General features: G+C 40.8%; 28 protein-coding genes. All 28 read right to left on the reverse strand.

The window, feature by feature from the left end:
* Nucleotides 1–16: 16 nt before the first annotated feature.
* Nucleotides 17–1,318 carry a preprotein translocase subunit SecY gene (gene secY, locus AC3WVZ_RS26230; protein WP_233935644.1) on the reverse strand — a complete coding sequence of 434 codons (1,302 nt, stop codon included), beginning with the start codon at nt 1,316–1,318 and terminating at the stop codon, nt 17–19.
* The gene (rplO, locus tag AC3WVZ_RS26235) at nt 1,318–1,758 is read right to left on the reverse strand and encodes a 50S ribosomal protein L15 (RefSeq protein ID WP_000766081.1); all 441 of its coding nucleotides are present in this window, start codon (nt 1,756–1,758) and stop codon (nt 1,318–1,320) included. Before rplO ends, secY begins: the two co-directional genes overlap by 1 nt.
* 33 nt (nt 1,759–1,791) lie before the next feature.
* The gene (rpmD, locus tag AC3WVZ_RS26240) at nt 1,792–1,974 is read right to left on the reverse strand and encodes a 50S ribosomal protein L30 (protein WP_001085234.1); all 183 of its coding nucleotides are present in this window, start codon (nt 1,972–1,974) and stop codon (nt 1,792–1,794) included.
* A 13-nt stretch (nt 1,975–1,987) separates the two neighbouring features.
* Entirely contained in the window at nt 1,988–2,488 is a 501-nt protein-coding gene (gene rpsE, locus AC3WVZ_RS26245) for a 30S ribosomal protein S5 (protein ID WP_000554646.1), read from the reverse strand.
* A 21-nt stretch (nt 2,489–2,509) separates the two neighbouring features.
* Nucleotides 2,510–2,872, reverse strand: a complete 363-nt coding sequence (rplR, locus tag AC3WVZ_RS26250) for a 50S ribosomal protein L18 (protein WP_000628816.1) — start codon at nt 2,870–2,872, stop codon at nt 2,510–2,512.
* Nucleotides 2,873–2,903: 31 nt separating this feature from the next.
* Entirely contained in the window at nt 2,904–3,443 is a 540-nt protein-coding gene (rplF, locus tag AC3WVZ_RS26255; RefSeq protein WP_000086558.1) for a 50S ribosomal protein L6, read from the reverse strand.
* Nucleotides 3,444–3,475: 32 nt separating this feature from the next.
* A complete protein-coding gene (rpsH, locus tag AC3WVZ_RS26260; protein ID WP_000245511.1) occupies nt 3,476–3,874 on the reverse strand; it encodes a 30S ribosomal protein S8 in 399 nt (132 codons plus the stop codon).
* A 29-nt stretch (nt 3,875–3,903) separates the two neighbouring features.
* Complete coding sequence (gene rpsN / locus AC3WVZ_RS26265) at nt 3,904–4,089, reverse strand: 30S ribosomal protein S14 (RefSeq protein ID WP_001085700.1); 186 nt, start codon at nt 4,087–4,089, stop codon at nt 3,904–3,906.
* Between the two features lie 33 nt (nt 4,090–4,122).
* On the reverse strand, nt 4,123–4,662 hold the full coding sequence (gene rplE / locus AC3WVZ_RS26270) for a 50S ribosomal protein L5 (protein WP_233935646.1): 540 nt from the start codon (nt 4,660–4,662) through the stop codon (nt 4,123–4,125).
* 26 nt (nt 4,663–4,688) lie between these two features.
* On the reverse strand, nt 4,689–5,000 hold the full coding sequence (rplX, locus tag AC3WVZ_RS26275; RefSeq protein WP_000558200.1) for a 50S ribosomal protein L24: 312 nt from the start codon (nt 4,998–5,000) through the stop codon (nt 4,689–4,691).
* Nucleotides 5,001–5,038: 38 nt separating this feature from the next.
* Complete coding sequence (gene rplN, locus AC3WVZ_RS26280) at nt 5,039–5,407, reverse strand: 50S ribosomal protein L14 (protein ID WP_000615912.1); 369 nt, start codon at nt 5,405–5,407, stop codon at nt 5,039–5,041.
* Between the two features lie 43 nt (nt 5,408–5,450).
* A complete protein-coding gene (gene rpsQ, locus AC3WVZ_RS26285; RefSeq protein WP_000004106.1) occupies nt 5,451–5,714 on the reverse strand; it encodes a 30S ribosomal protein S17 in 264 nt (87 codons plus the stop codon).
* A gap of 20 nt (nt 5,715–5,734) precedes the next feature.
* Entirely contained in the window at nt 5,735–5,935 is a 201-nt protein-coding gene (gene rpmC, locus AC3WVZ_RS26290) for a 50S ribosomal protein L29 (RefSeq protein WP_000855718.1), read from the reverse strand.
* Nucleotides 5,925–6,359 carry a 50S ribosomal protein L16 gene (gene rplP / locus AC3WVZ_RS26295; RefSeq protein ID WP_000928969.1) on the reverse strand — a complete coding sequence of 145 codons (435 nt, stop codon included), beginning with the start codon at nt 6,357–6,359 and terminating at the stop codon, nt 5,925–5,927. The genes rpmC and rplP overlap by 11 nt, the downstream gene beginning before the upstream one ends.
* A gap of 1 nt (nt 6,360) precedes the next feature.
* A complete protein-coding gene (gene rpsC / locus AC3WVZ_RS26300) occupies nt 6,361–7,020 on the reverse strand; it encodes a 30S ribosomal protein S3 (protein ID WP_000529956.1) in 660 nt (219 codons plus the stop codon).
* 3 nt (nt 7,021–7,023) lie between these two features.
* Nucleotides 7,024–7,365, reverse strand: coding sequence for a 50S ribosomal protein L22 (gene rplV / locus AC3WVZ_RS26305; RefSeq protein WP_001148024.1), 342 nt, complete (start codon nt 7,363–7,365; stop codon nt 7,024–7,026).
* Between the two features lie 17 nt (nt 7,366–7,382).
* On the reverse strand, nt 7,383–7,661 hold the full coding sequence (rpsS, locus tag AC3WVZ_RS26310) for a 30S ribosomal protein S19 (protein ID WP_000124454.1): 279 nt from the start codon (nt 7,659–7,661) through the stop codon (nt 7,383–7,385).
* Between the two features lie 60 nt (nt 7,662–7,721).
* Nucleotides 7,722–8,552: a 50S ribosomal protein L2 gene (gene rplB / locus AC3WVZ_RS26315; RefSeq protein WP_000511583.1), complete on the reverse strand. Its 831-nt coding sequence runs from the start codon at nt 8,550–8,552 to the stop codon at nt 7,722–7,724.
* A gap of 28 nt (nt 8,553–8,580) precedes the next feature.
* On the reverse strand, nt 8,581–8,871 hold the full coding sequence (rplW, locus tag AC3WVZ_RS26320; RefSeq protein WP_001205558.1) for a 50S ribosomal protein L23: 291 nt from the start codon (nt 8,869–8,871) through the stop codon (nt 8,581–8,583).
* Nucleotides 8,871–9,494 carry a 50S ribosomal protein L4 gene (rplD, locus tag AC3WVZ_RS26325; RefSeq protein WP_233935648.1) on the reverse strand — a complete coding sequence of 208 codons (624 nt, stop codon included), beginning with the start codon at nt 9,492–9,494 and terminating at the stop codon, nt 8,871–8,873. The genes rplW and rplD overlap by 1 nt, the downstream gene beginning before the upstream one ends.
* 25 nt (nt 9,495–9,519) lie before the next feature.
* Nucleotides 9,520–10,152, reverse strand: coding sequence for a 50S ribosomal protein L3 (gene rplC, locus AC3WVZ_RS26330; RefSeq protein WP_000160207.1), 633 nt, complete (start codon nt 10,150–10,152; stop codon nt 9,520–9,522).
* A 34-nt stretch (nt 10,153–10,186) separates the two neighbouring features.
* Nucleotides 10,187–10,495 (reverse strand): 30S ribosomal protein S10, encoded by a 309-nt coding sequence (rpsJ, locus tag AC3WVZ_RS26335; RefSeq protein WP_001040596.1) that lies wholly within the window; start codon nt 10,493–10,495, stop codon nt 10,187–10,189.
* 398 nt (nt 10,496–10,893) lie between these two features.
* Nucleotides 10,894–12,081, reverse strand: coding sequence for an elongation factor Tu (gene tuf / locus AC3WVZ_RS26340; RefSeq protein WP_001029614.1), 1,188 nt, complete (start codon nt 12,079–12,081; stop codon nt 10,894–10,896).
* Between the two features lie 117 nt (nt 12,082–12,198).
* Nucleotides 12,199–14,277: an elongation factor G gene (gene fusA / locus AC3WVZ_RS26345; RefSeq protein WP_000090370.1), complete on the reverse strand. Its 2,079-nt coding sequence runs from the start codon at nt 14,275–14,277 to the stop codon at nt 12,199–12,201.
* A gap of 208 nt (nt 14,278–14,485) precedes the next feature.
* The gene (gene rpsG / locus AC3WVZ_RS26350; protein ID WP_001137491.1) at nt 14,486–14,956 is read right to left on the reverse strand and encodes a 30S ribosomal protein S7; all 471 of its coding nucleotides are present in this window, start codon (nt 14,954–14,956) and stop codon (nt 14,486–14,488) included.
* Between the two features lie 29 nt (nt 14,957–14,985).
* On the reverse strand, nt 14,986–15,408 hold the full coding sequence (gene rpsL, locus AC3WVZ_RS26355) for a 30S ribosomal protein S12 (protein ID WP_001142341.1): 423 nt from the start codon (nt 15,406–15,408) through the stop codon (nt 14,986–14,988).
* A gap of 114 nt (nt 15,409–15,522) precedes the next feature.
* Nucleotides 15,523–15,771: a 50S ribosomal protein L7ae-like protein gene (locus AC3WVZ_RS26360; RefSeq protein WP_000121836.1), complete on the reverse strand. Its 249-nt coding sequence runs from the start codon at nt 15,769–15,771 to the stop codon at nt 15,523–15,525.
* Nucleotides 15,772–15,884: 113 nt separating this feature from the next.
* Nucleotides 15,885–19,496: a DNA-directed RNA polymerase subunit beta' gene (gene rpoC / locus AC3WVZ_RS26365; protein ID WP_233935650.1), complete on the reverse strand. Its 3,612-nt coding sequence runs from the start codon at nt 19,494–19,496 to the stop codon at nt 15,885–15,887.
* Between the last annotated feature and the right edge of the window lie 36 nt (nt 19,497–19,532).

Raw genomic sequence — 19,532 nt, forward strand, 5'->3', positions numbered from 1 at the left:
AATTCTTCCCACTTACTCACTGCTTGATAAACCCTTTGTAATGGCGTTTTACCAGTTGGCTTTCTAGCTGCTTCATTGTTTCTAAAGCAACGCCGACAACGATTAACATACTCGTTCCACCGATCTGTGCAGATGGAGGAAGATTTCCCAATTTCGTAAAGATAACTGGTAAGATTGCAATCGCTGCTAGGAAAATTGATCCTACAAAGGTCAAACGATACAAGATTTTTGTTAGATATTGTTCCGTATTCTTACCCGGACGAATACCTGGAACATATCCACCTTGCTTGTTTAGATTCTCTGACATTTGCTCTGGATTAACCTGAACAAATGCATAGAAATATGTGAAGGCTACAATGAGCGCAACATATATGATCATTCCCACTGGGTGAGAATAGTTAAAGTTTGCAATAATCCACTGCGATACATCATGTTTCGGGAAGAACTGTGCAATAGTCGGAGGCGTAATTAAGAATGAAACAGCAAAAATTACTGGAATAACACCAGCACTATTTACCTTAAGCGGTAAATGTGTGTTTTGTGCTCCAGCATAACCACCATTTCCTCCTGTTACACGCTTCGCATATTGAATTGGGATCTTTCTAACAGCCTGTTGAATGAAAATAACACCCACAATAACTGCTAGCACAGCTAGTAAAATCAATGCAACTTTAACGATACTCATGAACAATTGATCTCCGATATTTTGAAACTGTTGCTGATACACTTGAGATATAACACTTGGGATCGCTGCGGCAATACCGCCAAAGATAAGGATGGAAATACCATTACCTACACCTTTAGCTGTAATCTGTTCACCTAACCACATTAAAAATGCAGTACCAGCAGTCAGTACCGTAGCAATGTATAAATAAGTGCTCCAACCTGGATTCAAAATTAATTGTCCACCTACCATACCGTTAAAACCGATTGACATACCAAACCCCTGAATAAACGCAAGAACAATTGTAAAGTAACGCGTGAATTGCGTTACTTTACGACGGCCCATTTCACCTTGCTTCGACCATTCCGAAAATTTAGGAACAACATCCATCTGCAATAATTGCACGATGATGGATGCTGTAATATACGGCATGATTCCCATCGCAAAGATGGAGAAGTTTTTCAAGGCTCCACCGCCAAATGTATTTAGAATACCTAAAGCATTTAATTGATCTTGTGCCTTCAGTACGTCTCCATTTGTAAATGGCACGGGGATAAACGTGCCAATCCTGAATACGATTAACATCGCTAAAGTGAATAATATTTTACGTCTTATCTCAGCAACGCGCATAAAGTTGGAGATTGTACGAAACATTAGATCACCTCAACTGATCCGCCAGCTGCTTCAATTGCTTCTTTAGCACTTGAAGAGAACTTGTGCGCTTTAACAGTTAGTTTTTTCTCTACTGCTCCGCTTGCAAGAACTTTAACACCGTCGTTTAACTTGCTGATAACGCCAGTTTCCAGCAATAATTCAGGTGTTACTTCTGTACCATCTTCAAAACGATTTAACGTTGATAAGTTTACAATAGCAAACTCTTTACGGTTAATGTTTGTGAAGCCGCGTTTTGGTAAACGACGGAATAATGGAGTTTGACCACCTTCGAAGCCAAGACGAACACCGCCGCCAGAACGTGCGTTTTGTCCTTTATGACCTTTACCAGCAGTTTTACCGTTACCAGAACCGATACCACGACCGACACGGTTACGTACTTTACGAGAACCTTCTGCAGGTTTTAATTCATGAAGTTTCATTCCCAGGCACCTCCTTATATTAATGAGTTATCCTTAAGCTTCTTTTACAGTTACAAGGTGAGAAACTTTGTTGATCATACCAAGAATAGCAGGAGTTTCTTCCTTAACTACAGTTGAATTCAACTTTTTAAGACCTAAAGCTTCTACCGTCGCACGTTGATCTTGTGGACGACCAATTACACTACGAGTGAGGGTAATTTCTAACTTTTTCGCCATTTGTTTTCCCTCCTTAACCTAGTAGCTCTTCTACAGATTTACCGCGTAATTTTGCAACATCTTCAGCGCGCTTAAGTTCGCTTAATCCGTTCACAGTAGCGCGAATCATGTTGATTGGTGTGTTAGAACCAAGAGATTTCGAAAGAATATCTTGTACACCAGCTAATTCAAGGACCGCACGAACAGGTCCACCAGCAATAACACCAGTACCCTCAGCAGCAGGTTTTAAGAATACTTCACCAGCGCCAAAATGACCGTTGATTGTGTGTGGAATTGTTGTACCAACTAATGGTACAGCGATTAAGTTTTTCTTAGCGTCTTCGATAGCTTTACGGATTGCGTCTGGTACCTCTTGTGCTTTACCAGTACCGAATCCAACATGACCGTTTTTATCGCCAACTACAACTAGTGCAGCAAAGCGGAAACGACGACCACCCTTAACAACTTTCGCGACACGATTTATCGTAACTACACGTTCTTCAAGTTCTAATTTACTTGGGTCAATGCGATGCATCAATTTTCCCTCCTTTGACCATTAAAATTGTAATCCAGCCTCACGAGCAGCTTCAGCTAGAGCTTTAACACGGCCATGGTATAAGTAACCACCGCGATCAAATACTACTTCTTTAACGCCTTTCTCTACAGCACGCTTAGCAACTGATTCTCCAACTTTCGTAGCAGCTTCAATATTGCTAGTACCGTTAAGAGCAAGGTCTTTATCAAGAGTAGATGCACTTACTAACGTTACACCATTCACATCATCAATAACTTGAGCGTAAATATGTTGGTTAGAACGGAACACGTTTAAACGTGGACGCTCTGCAGTACCAGTAAGTTTAGCACGTACACGTGCATGTCTTTTCTTACGAGTCGCATTTTTATCAGCTTTAGTGATCATTCTTGTCACTCCTTTCTCTCACCTAACGGGTTTACTTAGCAGTTTTACCTTCTTTACGACGAACAACTTCGCCTTCGTAACGAATACCTTTACCTTTGTAAGGCTCAGGAGCACGTACAGCACGGATGTTAGCAGCGAATTCGCCAACACGTTGCTTGTCGATACCTTTAATTACGATCTTAGTTGGTGCAGGTACTTCAACTTCAAGACCTGCTTCCGGAGTCATTTCTACTGGATGAGAATAACCTACGCTTAATACAAGTTTATCACCTTGTTTTTGAGCACGGTAACCAACACCGACTAATTCAAGTCCGCGTGCGAAACCTTCAGTTACACCTTCAACCATGTTTCCGATTAAAGCACGAGTTGTACCGTGTAATGCACGGTGTTCCTTCTGTTCAGATGGACGCTCAACTGTTAATGTATTCTCTTCAATTTTGATAAGCATATCAGCATTGAAAGTACGAGTTAATTCACCTTTAGGGCCTTTTACTGTTACAGTATTGTCTTCTGCAACTGTAATAGTAACACCTGCAGGGATTTCAAGAATCTTTTTACCAATACGAGACATGTGGTCACACCTCCGTTCGTTTTAAATATATATTACCAAACGTATGCTACTACTTCTCCACCAGTTTGTAATTGACGAGCGTCTTTGTCTGTCATTACTCCCTTAGATGTAGAAACAAGAGCGATACCTAATCCGTTAAGTACACGTGGTACTTCGTCAGCTTTAGCGTAAACGCGTAAGCCAGGTTTACTGATACGTTTTAATCCAGTGATTACACGTTCATTGTTTGCACCATATTTCAGGAAAATACGAAGGATACCTTGTTTGTTATCCTCGATGTATTCTACATCACGAATGAAACCTTCACGTTTTAAAAGTTCAGCGATCTCTTTTTTGATTTTAGAAGCAGGAACCTCTAATTTCTCATGACGTACCATGTTCGCATTACGGATGCGAGTAAGCATGTCTGCAATTGGATCTGTCATCACCATGTGTTTTACCTCCTTCCCATTTGTGGGTTTTACCAACTAGCTTTTTTAACACCAGGAATTTGACCTTTATATGCAAGTTCACGGAAACAAATACGGCAAAGTTTAAATTTGCGGTATACAGAATGCGGACGACCGCAGCGTTCGCAACGTGTATACTCTTGTACTTTAAACTTAGGAGTACGCTTTTGTTTCGCTATCATAGATTTTTTAGCCACGTTTTCGCCTCCTCTACTTAGCGTTGGCTTCCATTATTTTTGGAATGGCATACCGAATTGTGTTAAAAGTTCACGAGCTTCTTCATCAGTTTTCGCTGTAGTAACGATTATGATGTCCATACCGCGGACTTTGCTTACTTTATCATAATCAATCTCAGGGAAAATAAGTTGCTCTTTAACACCTAATGTATAGTTTCCACGACCATCGAATGATTTCTTAGAAACACCACGGAAATCACGTACACGTGGTAAAGAAACTGATACTAATTTGTCGAAGAACTCATACATTTGCTCGCCGCGTAAAGTTACTTTCGCACCGATTGGCATACCTTCACGAAGACGGAAACCAGCGATTGATTTTTTAGCACGAGTTACAACAGGTTTTTGACCTGTGATTTGTGTTAATTCTTCTACTGCGTTGTCTAACGCTTTTGAGTTAGATACCGCGTCACCAACACCAGTGTTGATTACGATCTTTTCGATTTTTGGTACCTGCATTACAGATTTATAGTTAAACTTGCTCACTAGAGCAGGAGTAATTTCCTTTTGGAACTTCTCTTTAAGGCGATTCAATGAAGTGACCTCCTTTCTTAAGAAAATTATTTATCTAATAATTCACCAGATTTTTTTGCAATACGAACTTTTTTACCATCTTCTACTTTGAAGCCTACGCGAGTAGGTTCACCTGTTTTCGGATCTAAAATCATAACGTTAGAAACGTGAATAGGTGCTTCTTTAGTAATAATTCCACCTTGTGGATTTAATTGAGATGGCTTAGAGTGCTTCTTAACGATATTGACACCCTCAACGATAACACGGTTTTGCTTTGGGAAAGCCACAAGGATAACGCCTTGTTTTCCTTTGTCTTTACCAGTGATTACCTGTACTTTATCACCTTTTTTTACATGCATCTTAATTCTGCACCTCCTTAGCAAGGCAATACCTTAAATTATAGAACTTCTGGAGCTAAAGAAACGATCTTCATGAAGTTGCTATCACGTAATTCACGAGCTACTGGTCCGAAGATACGAGTACCACGTGGGCTCTTATCGTCTTTAATGATAACCGCTGCGTTTTCATCAAATTTGATGTAAGAACCGTCCGGACGACGAGCTCCGCTCTTCGTACGTACTACTACTGCTTTAACAACGTCACCTTTTTTAACAACGCCACCTGGTGTTGCTTGTTTTACCGTAGCAACGATAATGTCACCAATGTTAGCATATTTACGACCAGAGCCGCCTAATACTTTAATTGTTAAAAGTTCACGTGCACCAGAGTTGTCAGCAACTTTCAAACGAGATTCTTGTTGGATCATGTTATGAAACCTCCCTTCGGACTAAAAATTCCGATTCGTCTATTTAGATAATAACCGCTTCTTCAACGATTTCAACTAAACGGAAACGCTTAGTAGCAGAAAGCGGGCGAGTTTCCATGATTTTAACGATATCGCCAAGTTTCGCTTGGTTTTGCTCATCATGGGCTTTGTACTTCTTAGAATACTTAACACGTTTTCCGTACAAGGAATGAGTTTTGTAAGTTTCAACTAAAACTGTAATCGTTTTGTCCATTTTGTCAGACACTACACGACCAGTATAAACTTTGCGTTGGTTACGTTCGCTCACTATGCAAACCTCCCCTCAATTTATCGATTAATTCCGATCTCTCTTTCACGAACTACAGTTTTCATACGAGCAATTGCTTTACGCACTTCACGAATGCGAGTTGGATTCTCTAATTGTCCTGTAGCAAGTTGGAAGCGAAGATTAAACAACTCTTCCTTTAAAGCTTTAACTTTTGTTTCGATTTCGGCAGTGGTTAATTCACGAATATCATTAGTTTTCATTAGATTCACCACCATTTTCTTCACGTTTTACGAATTTACATTTCACAGGTAACTTGTGAGCTGCAAGACGTAATGCTTCGCGTGCTACCTCTTCAGATACACCCGCGATTTCGAACATAATTTTCCCAGGTTTTACTACTGCTACCCAGCCTTCTGGTGCCCCTTTACCGGAACCCATACGTACTTCTAGAGGTTTTGCAGTGTAAGGTTTAGAAGGGAAAATTTTAATCCATACTTTACCGCCACGTTTCATGTAACGAGTCATTGCACGACGAGCAGCTTCGATTTGACGGTTTGTAATCCATGAAGCAGCTTGTGCTTGTAAACCGAATTCACCGAAAGCAATTTCAGTTCCACCTTTAGCACGACCACGCATTTTACCACGATGCTCTCTACGATATTTTACGCGTTTTGGCATTAACATATTATTTTCCTCCTTCCTCAGAAGCTTTCTTTTTTGTAGGAAGGACTTCTCCACGGTAGATCCATACTTTTACGCCTAATTTACCGTATGTTGTATCAGCTTCAACTGCTGCATAGTCAATATCAGCGCGAAGTGTATGAAGTGGAACAGTTCCTTCACTGTAAGATTCTGCACGAGCGATATCAGCTCCGCCAAGACGACCAGAAACCTGTGTTTTAATACCTTTAGCACCTGCACGCATAGCACGTTGAATAACTTGCTTTTGTGCACGACGGAATGATACACGGTTTTCTAATTGACGAGCGATGTTTTCGCCTACTAATTTAGCGTTAAGATCAGCTCTCTTAACTTCTAAAATGTTGATGTGTACACGCTTGCCTGTTAATTGGTTAAGAGCTTTACGAAGTGCTTCAACTTCAGTACCACCTTTACCAATTACCATACCAGGTTTTGCAGTGTGAATTGTAACATTTACACGATTTGCTGCACGTTCGATTTCTACTTTAGCAACAGCAGAATCTTTTAAGCGTACATTAATGTACTCACGGATTTTGATGTCTTCATGTAATAATGTAGCGTAATCTTTCTCAGCGAACCAACGAGATTCCCAGTCACGGATAACGCCGACACGAAGACCAATTGGATTAACCTTTTGACCCATCGATTATCCCTCCTTCTTTTCTGATACCACAACTGTGATGTGGCTTGTGCGTTTGTTAATTTGGCTTGCACGACCCATTGCACGTGGACGGAAACGTTTTAACGTTGGACCTTCGTCAACGAAAACTTTTTCTACAACTAGGTTGTTAATGTCCATCTCATAATTGTGCTCTGCATTTGCGATTGCAGATTTTAAAACTTTTTCTACAACTGGAGAAGCAGTTTTTGGTGTGTGGTTAAGGATAGCAATCGCTTCACCCACTTGCTTACCTCGGATTAAGTCTACTACTAAACGAACTTTACGAGGAGCAATACGAACTGTTCTCGCTACTGCCTTAGCTTGCATTGAAGTGCCTCCTCTCATTATCTTCTAGTTTTCTTATCGTCAGCAAGGTGACCTTTGTACGTACGAGTTGGTGCGAATTCACCTAACTTATGGCCAACCATATCCTCAGTGATGTACACAGGTACGTGTTTACGACCATCATATACAGCGATTGTGTGTCCGATGAACTGAGGGAAGATTGTTGAACGGCGAGACCAAGTTTTAACAACTTGTTTTTGCTCAGATGCAACTAATTTTTCCATTTTGCTCATTAAGTGATCATCGACAAATGGTCCTTTTTTTAAGCTACGAGCCATTTTGGTGCCTCCCTTCGTGATTGGCGTACGGTTCTAGAAATGAACCGTACTACAATCCCATTATTTTTTACGACGACGAACGATAAATTTGTCAGACGCTTTGTTTTTCTTACGAGTCTTGAATCCAAGAGTTGGTTTACCCCATGGAGACATTGGAGACTTACGTCCGATTGGAGAACGTCCTTCACCACCACCGTGTGGGTGATCAACAGGGTTCATTACAGAACCACGAACTGTTGGGCGTTTACCTAACCAGCGAGAGCGACCTGCTTTACCGATTTTGATAAGTTCGTGTTGTTCGTTACCTACTTGACCGATTGAAGCGCGACAAGCAGATAATACAAGACGTACTTCACCAGAAGTTAAACGTACAAGTACGTATTTACCTTCTTTACCAAGTACTTGAGCAGATGTACCAGCAGAACGAACTAATTGTCCGCCACGACCAGGCTTAAGCTCGATGTTATGAACAACAGTACCTACTGGAATGTTGATTAATGGTAATGCGTTACCGATTTTAATGTCAGCTTCTGGGCCAGACATAACTTCCATACCTACTTCTAAAGATTTAGGAGCAAGAATGTAACGTTTTTCACCGTCAACGTAGTTAATTAATGCGATATTCGCAGAGCGGTTTGGATCGTATTCGATCGTAGCAACGCGTCCTGGAATTCCATCTTTGTTACGCTTAAAGTCGATGATACGGTATTGACGCTTATGTCCGCCACCTTGATGACGTACAGTGATTTTACCTTGGTTATTACGACCAGCCTTCTTGCTTAAAGGAGCAAGTAATGACTTTTCGGGTCTATCAGTCGTGATTTCAGCGAAATCATTCGTAGTCATATTACGACGACCGTTAGTAGTTGGATTATACTTTTTGATTCCCATCTCAATTTCCCTCCTTCTTTAGTAAGAATTAAACGCCTTGGAAGATTTCGATTTCTTTGCTGTCAGCAGTTAGCTTAACGATTGCTTTACGACGACGGCTAGTAAAACCAGCGTGACGACCAACGCGTTTTGCTTTCGGCTTGTAGTTCATGATGTTCACTTTTTCTACTTTAACACCAAAGATCGCTTCAAGAGCATCTTTAACTTCTGTTTTATTAGATTTAACGTCCACATCGAACGTGTATTTTTTTTCAGCCATCATTTCCATAGAACGTTCAGTGATAACTGGGCGCTTAATGATATCACGAGGATCTCTCATTATGCAAGCACCTCCTCTACTTTTTCCACTGCCGCTTTTGTCATGATTAGCTTATCATGATGAAGCACGTCTAAAACGTTTACGCCATCAGCAGTGATTACTGTTACTCCAGGGATATTGCGAGCAGATAACTCTACAGATTCGTTTGCATCAGCAGTTACGATAAGAGCTTTCTTCTCAACAGTTAATCCTTTAAGTACTGCTAGCATGTCTTTTGTTTTTGGTGCATTTAACACTAGGTCTTCAAGAACTACAATGTTGTTCTCAACTACTTTAGTAGCTAATGCAGATTTGATTGCTAAACGACGAACTTTCTTAGGAAGTTTGTACGCATAGCTTCTTGGTGTAGGTCCGAATACCGTACCACCACCACGCCATTGAGGAGAGCGGATAGACCCTTGACGAGCACGTCCAGTTCCTTTTTGACGCCATGGTTTACGACCACCACCGCGAACTTCAGAGCGAGTTTTTACTTTGTGTGTACCTTGACGTAAAGATGCACGTTGCATCATTACAGCTTCGAAAAGTACAGCTTCATTTGGTTCGATACCGAAAATAGCTTCAGCTAATTCGATTTCACCAACCTGTGAACCAGTTTGGTTATATACAGTAACTTTTTGCATTGGAATTCCTCCTTCCTATTGTGAATTATTTGCTAACCTTCACAGCGCCTTGAACAACTACAAGAGATTTCTTAGCACCTGGAACGTTACCTTTTACTAGTAATAAGTTGCGCTCAGTGTCAACTTGAACGATTTCTAAGTTTTGGATAGTAACTTGGTCTCCACCCATACGTCCAGCAAGTTTTTTGCCTTTGAATACACGGTTCGGAGCAACTGGGCCCATTGAACCTGGACGACGGTGATAGCGAGAACCATGAGACATAGGTCCGCGAGATTGTCCGTGGCGTTTGATAACACCTTGGAAACCTTTACCTTTAGAAATTCCTGTTACATCAACGATTTCACCTGTAGCGAATACGTCAACTTTTACCTCTTGACCAACCTCTAATCCGTCCACGTCTGCATCGCGGATTTCGCGAATGAAGCGCTTAGGAGTTGTAGATGCTTTAGCAGTGTGGCCTTGTTCAGGTTTGTTAGTTAACTTTTCACGTTTATCTTCAAATCCTAACTGGATTGCATTGTAGCCATCAGTTTCAGTTGTTTTCTTTTGAAGAACAACGTTTGGATTAGCAGCGATAACTGTTACTGGGATTAACTCACCGTTCTCAGCAAATACTTGAGTCATACCGATCTTTCTTCCTAAGATTCCTTTGGTCATGAGTTACACCTCCTACATTTTTAAGTTATATAAATTATAGTTTGATTTCGATATCTACACCAGATGGTAAGTCTAAACGCATTAATGAATCTACTGTTTGTGGAGTAGGACTCACGATGTCGATTAGACGTTTGTGCGTGCGCATTTCGAATTGCTCACGAGAATCTTTGTACTTATGAACAGCACGAAGAATTGTGTAAACAGTTTTTTCAGTTGGTAATGGGATCGGACCAGAAACTGTTGCCCCAGAACGCTTAGCTGTTTCTACAATTTTCTCAGCTGACTGATCAAGAATACGGTGATCGTAAGCTTTTAAACGGATACGAATTTTTTCTTTTGCCATTATTTTCCCTCCTTCGTTCGCCTATTTCTAAAATAGACCTTCTCCATGGAAATTTCCCCACACCATGCCATGGCAAAGCGGCCGGGTGTGTCAGCAACCTTCCACTTCATCGCAGTCAAAGACCAACATTGTCTATTATACAATGTTATTCGTCTAGATGCAAGCATCTTTTTGTTTGCATCTGCTTTTCTCTACTTTTGCTATTATACATGGCACTTTAAAGAATTTCAAGTTTTCATCTAACAGAATTCATTTTACAGTTTCTGGATTATCTTTTGTCGTTTTTATAATACTATAGAAGAAACTCGTCAAAACAAAAAACACCCTCTTCTTCCTTATATAAACGCAAACAAAAAACCTAAGGGAAAATCCCTTAGGTTTTTTTATATCAGTTAAGATTACTCAACGATAGTAGCAACTACACCGTAACCTACTGTACGTCCACCTTCACGAATAGAGAATTTAGTTCCCTCTTCGATAGCGATTGGAGCGATAAGTTCGATAGTCATTTCAATGTTGTCACCAGGCATTACCATTTCAGTACCTTCTGGTAATTGGATGATACCAGTTACGTCAGTTGTACGGAAGTAGAACTGAGGACGGTAGTTAGCGAAGAATGGAGTGTGACGTCCACCTTCTTCTTTAGATAATACGAAAACTTCAGCTTTGAATTTAGCGTGAGCTTTTACAGAACCGCTTTTTGCAAGTACTTGTCCACGTTGGATGTCTTCACGAGCAACCCCACGAAGTAAAGCACCGATGTTGTCTCCAGCTTGAGCTTGGTCAAGAAGTTTACGGAACATCTCTACACCAGTTACAGTTGTAGAAGCATTTTCTTCAGCAAGACCGATGATTTCTACTACGTCACCAACTTTAACGATACCGCGCTCAACACGACCAGTAGCAACTGTACCACGACCTGTGATAGAGAATACGTCCTCTACAGGCATTAAGAATGGTTTGTCAGTTTCACGTTCTGGAGTTGGGATGTAAGCATCAACTTCAGCCATTAATTCAATGATTTTTGCTTCCCAATCAGCTTCTCCTTGAAGAGCTTTAAGAGCAGAACCTTTGATTACAGGAATGTCGTCGCCTGGGAATCCGTATTCAGATAATAGGTCGCGAACTTCCATTTCTACTAATTCTAATAATTCTTCGTCATCTACCATGTCGCATTTGTTTAAGAATACAACGATGTAAGGAACACCTACTTGACGAGAAAGAAGGATGTGCTCACGTGTTTGAGGCATTGGGCCATCAGCAGCAGATACTACTAAGATACCGCCGTCCATTTGAGCAGCACCAGTGATCATGTTTTTAACATAGTCAGCGTGACCTGGGCAGTCAACGTGTGCATAGTGACGAGTTTCAGTTTCGTACTCAACGTGTGCAGTTGAGATTGTGATACCGCGCTCTCTTTCTTCTGGAGCAGCATCGATTTGATCGTATCCGCGTGCTTCAGCACCACCAGCTTTTGCAAGAACTGTAGTGATCGCAGCAGTTAATGTAGTTTTACCATGGTCAACGTGGCCGATTGTACCGATGTTAACATGGGGTTTAGAACGTTCGAATTTAGCTTTAGCCATTCTAAATTCCTCCTTAGTTTATATAGGTTATTTTATATTTAGACTAGAAAGTGAAACTTACGTCCCACTTTCTAAGCTTACATAAGTAGTTATACTTGAACAATCGATAAAAATCAATTATTCACCTTTATTTTTTTTGATAATTTCTTCAGAAACAGACTTTGGTACTTCTTCATAGTGGTCAAACACCATAGAGAATGTTCCGCGTCCTTGAGTGTTAGAACGTAATGACGTTGCATAACCGAACATTTCAGAAAGTGGAACCATAGCGCGAACAACTTGTGCGTTACCGCGAGCTTCCATACCTTCTACACGTCCACGACGAGATGTTACGTCACCCATAATGTCACCCATGTACTCTTCAGGAATTACAACTTCAACTTTCATCATTGGCTCAAGAATTACTGGGCTACATTTAGAAACCGCAGCTTTAAGTGCCATAGATGCAGCGATTTTGAACGCCATCTCAGATGAATCGACATCATGGTAAGATCCGTCAACTAATGCAGCTTTAATGTCAACTAGTGGATAACCAGCTAGTACACCATTTTTAAGTGCATCTTCAAGACCTGCTCCAACAGCTGGGATGTATTCACGAGGAACTACACCACCGACGATTTTGTTTTCGAATTCGAATCCTTTACCTTCTTCGTTAGGTTCAAACTCAATCCAAACGTGACCGAATTGTCCACGACCACCAGATTGACGAGCGAACTTACCTTCAACTTTCGCAGCAGCGCGGAAAGTCTCACGGTATGCTACCTGAGGAGCACCAACGTTTGCTTCCACTTTGAATTCACGGCGCATACGGTCAACGATGATATCAAGGTGAAGTTCACCCATACCAGCGATGATAGTTTGGCCAGTTTCTTGGTCAGTGTGAGCACGGAATGTTGGATCTTCTTCAGAAAGCTTAGATAATGCTGTACCCATTTTATCTTGGTCAGCTTTAGATTTTGGTTCGATAGCTACAGAGATAACTGGCTCTGGGAATTCCATAGACTCAAGGATAACAAGGCTCTTCTCGTCACAAAGAGTATCACCAGTAGTAGTATCTTTTAAACCTACAGCAGCAGCGATATCACCAGCGTAAACTGTTGAAATCTCTTCACGGCTGTTAGCGTGCATTTGTAGGATACGACCTACACGCTCACGCTTACCTTTAGTTGAGTTTTTCACGTATGATCCAGAGTTTAACACACCAGAGTACACACGGAAGAACGTTAACTTACCAACATAAGGGTCAGTCATGATTTTGAATGCTAAAGCTGCGAATGGTTCTTCATCGCTAGACTTACGTTCTACTTCTTCATCTGTATCCGGTAGAGTACCTTTGATAGCAGGTACATCTAGTGGAGATGGAAGGTAGTCGATAACTGCGTCTAACAGAATTTGAACACCTTTGTTTTTGAATGCAGAACCACAGATTACTGGGAAGAATTCTACAGAAGTTGTAGCCTTACGGATACCAGCTTTAAGCTCTTCTACAGTGATTTCTTCACCTTCTAGGTACTTCATCATCATTTCTTCATCAAGCTCAGCTACCGCTTCAATAAGTTTTCCACGGTATTCTTCAGCTAATTCTTTGTGCTCTTCAGGAATTTCAACACGTTGAATGTCTGTTCCTAAATCGTTACCGTACATGTAAGCACACTCTTCAACAAGGTCAATGATACCATTGAACTCATCTTCAGCACCAATTGGTAACTGAATTGGATGTGCGTTTGCTTGTAAACGATCGTGGATTGTTCCTACAGAGTATAAGAAATCTGCACCGATCTTATCCATTTTGTTAACGAATACGATACGAGGTACGCCGTAAGTAGTAGCCTGACGCCAAACAGTTTCTGTTTGTGGTTCTACACCAGATTGCGCATCAAGTACTGCTACAGCGCCATCAAGTACGCGTAAAGAACGTTCTACTTCTACTGTGAAATCTACGTGTCCTGGAGTATCAATGATGTTTACACGATGACCTTTCCATTGTGCTGTAGTTGCAGCAGAAGTAATTGTGATACCACGCTCTTGCTCTTGCTCCATCCAGTCCATCTGAGATGCACCTTCGTGAGTTTCACCGATTTTATGAATACGTCCTGTGTAGTACAGAATACGCTCAGTTGCTGTTGTTTTACCAGCATCGATGTGAGCCATGATACCAATATTACGAGTGTTTTCTAAAGAGAACTCTCTTGCCATTTGGTGTCTTGCTCCTTCCATATATGGATTGGATTTTTTTATTTTAAGTAGCAAAAAAGCCACTTTATATTGTTACACATGTCAGTATGTCCAGTACTCTCATTATGTAAAACGAGCGCCCGATGAAAGGGAGAGGCATTCTCCCTCTCCACACTTCCATAAGCGACAAATAAAGCGGTTTATGCTTACATTTATTTTACGTTGAATCCTACCAACGGTAATGAGCAAATGCTTTGTTAGCTTCTGCCATTTTATGAGTGTCTTCACGTTTCTTAACAGATGCACCAGCGTTGTTAGCTGCATCTAAGATTTCGTTAGCAAGACGCTCTTCCATAGTTTTTTCACCACGAAGACGAGCGTAGTTTACTAACCAACGAAGACCTAAAGTTGTACGGCGTTCTGGACGAACCTCAACTGGAACTTGGTAGTTAGCACCACCAACACGACGAGCGCGTACTTCAAGAACAGGCATGATGTTCTTAAGAGCTTGCTCGAATACTTCCATTGGCTCTTTACCAGTACGTTCGTTTACGATATCGAACGCATTATAAAGAATTGTTTGAGATTTACCTTTTTTACCGTCAACCATCATTTTGTTGATAAGGCGTGTTACTAGCTTCGAATTGTACATTGGATCTGGTAACACGTCACGTTTCGCAACAGGTCCTTTACGAGGCATATTGAGTTCCTCCTTTCATTTTAAAGTTATTATTTTTTAGCAGGTTTTGGTCTCTTAGTACCATATTTAGAACGTCCTTGCATACGTTTGTCAACACCAGCTGTGTCAAGCGCACCACGAACGATGTGGTAACGTACCCCCGGTAAATCCTTTACACGACCACCGCGAATTAATACTACGCTATGCTCTTGTAGGTTATGACCGATACCTGGGATGTAAGCTGTAACCTCGATACCGTTTGTTAAACGTACACGAGCGTATTTACGTAACGCTGAGTTAGGTTTCTTTGGAGTCATTGTACCAACACGAGTACATACACCACGTTTTTGAGGTGCAGAGATATCAGTTGATTTTTTCTTTAAAGAGTTAAAACCTTTGTTTAACGCAGGTGATTTAGATTTCCATACTTTATCAGTACGACCATTTCTCACTAATTGGTTAATAGTAGGCATTTGATTATCCTCCCTTCGCATGTTTGTATGACCACATATCCAGGTGGTTCATTATTAGTTGAAAACAAAGTTTTTGCAAGGAAGAGCAAATGCTCTCTCCTCACAAAAACAGTTTTAACTTATTATTCCTATTGCTGAAGCTCCCACTTGAATCCCCGAAGCTTTACCAAGCTTACGAACTGATTCAACTTTTGTTATGGGCACGTTATATTGCATTGCAATACGAATGATAGCATGGGTTAACCGCATGTCAGCATCCTCTGCGATGACAACTTCTTTAACTGTACCATTTTTGATTGCCTCCAATGTACGTTTATGACCAACGACTACATTTTCAGCAGTTGATACTTTTTGATAAGACATATAAATATCCTCCAAAGCATCGTTCAGGAGCAACCTTGATTATAGTAACATTTTGACTCATACAATGTCAACTAAGATTAATTGTTTTTATACAAAATTTATGCCGGAAAATTTTACTGTTCCACATAAACCTCATCGTTTTCTACATTCATGTCATCTTGTGTTGTTTTTACAAGATCCACTTTGCGATAACGATTCATACCTGTTCCAGCAGGAACAAGTTTACCGATAATAACATTTTCTTTTAATCCTAGAAGTTCATCGCGTTTACCCTTAATTGCTGCATCAGTTAAGACACGAGTTGTTTCTTGGAACGATGCTGCAGATAAGAATGAATCTGTTTCAAGTGAAGCTTTTGTAATACCAAGTAGAACAGGTCTAGCTGTTGCTGGTTGCTTACCTTGCAGTAAGACCTTAGCATTCGCATCAGTGAACTGATGGATATCTAGTAATGTTCCTGGTAATACATCTGTTTCACCTGCATCACTTACACGAACTTTACGTAACATTTGACGTACCATTACTTCTACGTGTTTGTCACCAATTTCTACCCCTTGCATACGGTATACTTTTTGAACTTCACGTAATAAGTATTCTTGAACCGCCGTAATGTCCGTTACTTTTAGTAATTCTTTCGGATCAATAGAACCTTCTGTTAACTCTTTACCGTGGCTAATTGGCTGTCCTGGAGTTACTTTCAGACGAGCACCGTAAGGAATAGCATACGTACGAGCTTCAACTTCACCCTGTACAACTACTTCTTGGCGATCTTTAACGTCGTTGATCGCTGCGATAACACCGTCGATTTCACTGATAACTGCCTGACCTTTCGGATTACGAGCTTCGAAGATCTCTTGGATACGAGGTAAACCTTGAGTAATATCATCTCCGGCAACCCCACCTGTATGGAATGTACGCATCGTTAACTGTGTACCTGGCTCACCGATAGATTGAGCTGCGATAATACCTACCGCTTCTCCTACTTCTACGTCTGTTCCAGTTGCTAAGTTACGACCGTAACACTTCTTACATACACCGTGGCGAGTGTTACACGTAAACGCTGAACGAATGTTTACAGTTTCAACACCCGAATTTTCAACGATATGAGCGATATCTTCAGTAATTAATTGATTTTCAGCAACTAATACTTCACCTGTTTCAGGATGTTTTACAGTTTTTCTTGCAAAACGTCCAACAAGACGATCATATAATGACTCGATAACTTCATTACCCTCTTTAATCGCACCAATTAATAAACCGCGATCTGTTCCACAATCATCTTCACGAACGATTACATCTTGTGCAACGTCAACAAGACGACGTGTTAAGTAACCAGAATCGGCAGTTTTAAGTGCTGTATCGGCAAGACCTTTACGCGCACCATGCGTAGAGATGAAGTACTCAAGTACTGTTAAACCTTCACGGAAACTCGATTTGATTGGAAGTTCGATGATACGACCAGATGGATTGGCCATAAGACCACGCATACCAGCAAGCTGAGTAAAGTTAGATGCGTTACCACGGGCACCTGAGTCACTCATCATGAAGATTGGGTTGCGTTTATTCAAGGATTTCATCAGTTTTCCTTGGATAACATCTTTTGCATTACTCCAAATAGAGATAACGCGATCGTAACGTTCTTCTTCCGTGATTAAACCGCGACGGAATTGTTTAATTACATTATCTACTTTTGCTTGTGCTTCGTGGAGAATTTCATCTTTTTCGCCTAATACAAGAATGTCAGATACCCCAACTGTAATACCAGCTTTTGTAGAGTACTTGAATCCTAAGTTTTTCATACGGTCAAGCATGCGAGACGTTTCTGTAATTTGGAAACGTTTGAACACTTCCGCAATGATGTTACCAAGGATCTTCTTGCTAAATGGCGCCACTTCTTCGCGACTAGCAATAATTTCTTTAATGTTCGCACCTTTTTCAACGAAATATTTCGCTGGTGTTTCTTTTTCAAGGTTTGAATTTGTTGGTTCATTAATATAAGGGAACGACTCTGGTAAGATTTCGTTAAATATTAATTTACCAACTGTTGTTAATAGAAGCATATTCTTTTGCTCTTCAGTAAATGTTGCGTTGTTTACTGCACTTGCAGCTACTGCAACACGTGTATGAAGATGAACATATCCATTTTGATATGCAAGCAATGCTTCATTTGCATCTTTGAAGACCATACCTTCACCGATTGCACCTTCACGCTCAAGTGTTAAGTAATAGTTACCTAATACCATATCCTGAGATGGAGTAACAACTGGTTTACCGTCTTTCGGGTTCAAGATGTTTTGTGCCGCTAACATAAGAAGACGAGCTTCAGCTTGAGCTTCTGATGATAAAGGTACGTGAACGGCCATTTGGTCACCGTCAAAGTCCGCGTTGTATGCAGTACATACAAGTGGGTGAAGACGGATTGCGCGACCTTCTACTAATGTAGGTTCAAACGCCTGGATACCAAGACGGTGAAGTGTTGGTGCGCGGTTTAGAAGTACTGGATGTTCTTTAATCACAGACTCTAAAACGTCCCAAACTTCAGGTTGTACACGCTCGATTTTACGTTTCGCACTCTTAATGTTATGTGCTAATCCTTTTTCAACTAACTCTTTCATTACGAAAGGTTTGAACAGTTCAAGCGCCATTTCTTTTGGTAATCCACATTGATACATCTTTAAGTTCGGTCCTACAACGATTACAGAACGACCAGAGTAGTCAACACGTTTACCTAATAAGTTTTGACGGAAACGTCCTTGTTTACCTTTAAGCATGTGAGATAGTGATTTTAATGGACGGTTACCTGGCCCAGTAACTGGACGGCCACGACGACCATTATCGATTAATGCGTCTACAGCTTCTTGTAACATACGTTTTTCGTTTTGAACGATGATGCTTGGTGCACCTAAGTCCAATAGACGTTTTAAACGGTTGTTACGGTTAATTACACGACGGTATAAGTCGTTTAAGTCAGAAGTAGCAAAACGTCCACCGTCTAACTGTACCATTGGGCGTAGTTCTGGTGGGATTACTGGTAGAACATCTAAGATCATCCAAGACGGTTCATTTCCAGAGTTACGGAATGCTTCTAATACTTCTAGACGTTTAATAGCACGAGTACGGCGTTGTCCTTGTGCTGTTTTTAATTCTTCTTTTAAGAAGTCTACTTCTTTATCTAAATCGATGTCTTGTAGTAGCTTTTTAATTGCTTCTGCACCCATAGCAGCTTGGAATGTGCTACCATATCGATCACGATATGCACGGTATTCTTTTTCAGAAAGTAATTGCTTCTTATCAAGTGGTGTATCTCCACTTTCTGTTACAACATAAGAAGCGAAATAAATTACTTCTTCAAGCGCGCGAGGGGACATGTCTAAGACAAGTCCCATGCGGCTCGGGATACCTTTGAAATACCAAATATGAGATACAGGAGCAGCTAATTCGATATGACCCATACGTTCACGACGTACTTTTGCACGCGTTACTTCAACGCCACATCGATCACAAACTACACCTTTATAACGTACACGTTTGTATTTTCCGCAATGACATTCCCAGTCCTTTTGTGGTCCGAAAATACGCTCACAGAACAAGCCATCTTTTTCAGGCTTTAACGTACGATAGTTAATAGTTTCTGGTTTCTTAACTTCACCGTATGACCAAGAACGAATCTTGTCAGGTGAAGCAAGTCCAATCTTCATATATTCAAAGTTATTTACATCTATCAAGGGGCCTACCTCCCTTTTAGTCTACAGGTTATCCCA

This window comes from Bacillus sp. CPT56D-587-MTF (assembly GCF_058792335.1).

Bases quoted from the DNA above. Each gene is read 5' to 3' on its own strand.
- secY (WP_233935644.1), bottom strand. From the start codon at position 1,318: ATGTTTCGTACAATCTCCAACTTTATGCGCGTTGCTGAGATAAGACGT.
- rplO (WP_000766081.1), bottom strand. From the start codon at position 1,758: ATGAAACTTCATGAATTAAAACCTGCAGAAGGTTCTCGTAAAGTACGT.
- rpmD (WP_001085234.1), bottom strand. From the start codon at position 1,974: ATGGCGAAAAAGTTAGAAATTACCCTCACTCGTAGTGTAATTGGTCGT.
- rpsE (WP_000554646.1), bottom strand. From the start codon at position 2,488: ATGCATCGCATTGACCCAAGTAAATTAGAACTTGAAGAACGTGTAGTT.
- rplR (WP_000628816.1), bottom strand. From the start codon at position 2,872: ATGATCACTAAAGCTGATAAAAATGCGACTCGTAAGAAAAGACATGCA.
- rplF (WP_000086558.1), bottom strand. From the start codon at position 3,443: ATGTCTCGTATTGGTAAAAAGATTCTTGAAATCCCTGCAGGTGTTACT.
- rpsH (WP_000245511.1), bottom strand. From the start codon at position 3,874: ATGGTGATGACAGATCCAATTGCAGACATGCTTACTCGCATCCGTAAT.
- rplX (WP_000558200.1), bottom strand. From the start codon at position 5,000: ATGCATGTAAAAAAAGGTGATAAAGTACAGGTAATCACTGGTAAAGAC.
- rplN (WP_000615912.1), bottom strand. From the start codon at position 5,407: ATGATCCAACAAGAATCTCGTTTGAAAGTTGCTGACAACTCTGGTGCA.
- rpmC (WP_000855718.1), bottom strand. From the start codon at position 5,935: ATGAAAACTAATGATATTCGTGAATTAACCACTGCCGAAATCGAAACA.
- rplP (WP_000928969.1), bottom strand. From the start codon at position 6,359: ATGTTAATGCCAAAACGCGTAAAATATCGTAGAGAGCATCGTGGTAAA.
- rpsC (WP_000529956.1), bottom strand. From the start codon at position 7,020: ATGGGTCAAAAGGTTAATCCAATTGGTCTTCGTGTCGGCGTTATCCGT.
- rplV (WP_001148024.1), bottom strand. From the start codon at position 7,365: ATGCAAGCTAAGGCAGTAGCGAGAACAGTTCGTATTGCTCCTCGTAAA.
- rpsS (WP_000124454.1), bottom strand. From the start codon at position 7,661: ATGGCTCGTAGCTTAAAAAAAGGACCATTTGTCGATGATCACTTAATG.
- rplB (WP_000511583.1), bottom strand. From the start codon at position 8,552: ATGGGAATCAAAAAGTATAATCCAACTACTAACGGTCGTCGTAATATG.
- rplW (WP_001205558.1), bottom strand. From the start codon at position 8,871: ATGAGAGATCCTCGTGATATCATTAAGCGCCCAGTTATCACTGAACGT.
- rplD (WP_233935648.1), bottom strand. From the start codon at position 9,494: ATGCAAAAAGTTACTGTATATAACCAAACTGGTTCACAGGTTGGTGAA.
- rplC (WP_000160207.1), bottom strand. From the start codon at position 10,152: ATGACCAAAGGAATCTTAGGAAGAAAGATCGGTATGACTCAAGTATTT.
- rpsJ (WP_001040596.1), bottom strand. From the start codon at position 10,495: ATGGCAAAAGAAAAAATTCGTATCCGTTTAAAAGCTTACGATCACCGT.
- tuf (WP_001029614.1), bottom strand. From the start codon at position 12,081: ATGGCTAAAGCTAAATTCGAACGTTCTAAACCCCATGTTAACATCGGT.
- fusA (WP_000090370.1), bottom strand. From the start codon at position 14,277: ATGGCAAGAGAGTTCTCTTTAGAAAACACTCGTAATATTGGTATCATG.
- rpsG (WP_001137491.1), bottom strand. From the start codon at position 14,956: ATGCCTCGTAAAGGACCTGTTGCGAAACGTGACGTGTTACCAGATCCA.
- rpsL (WP_001142341.1), bottom strand. From the start codon at position 15,408: ATGCCTACTATTAACCAATTAGTGAGAAATGGTCGTACTGATAAAGTA.
- AC3WVZ_RS26360 (WP_000121836.1), bottom strand. From the start codon at position 15,771: ATGTCTTATCAAAAAGTATCAACTGCTGAAAATGTAGTCGTTGGTCAT.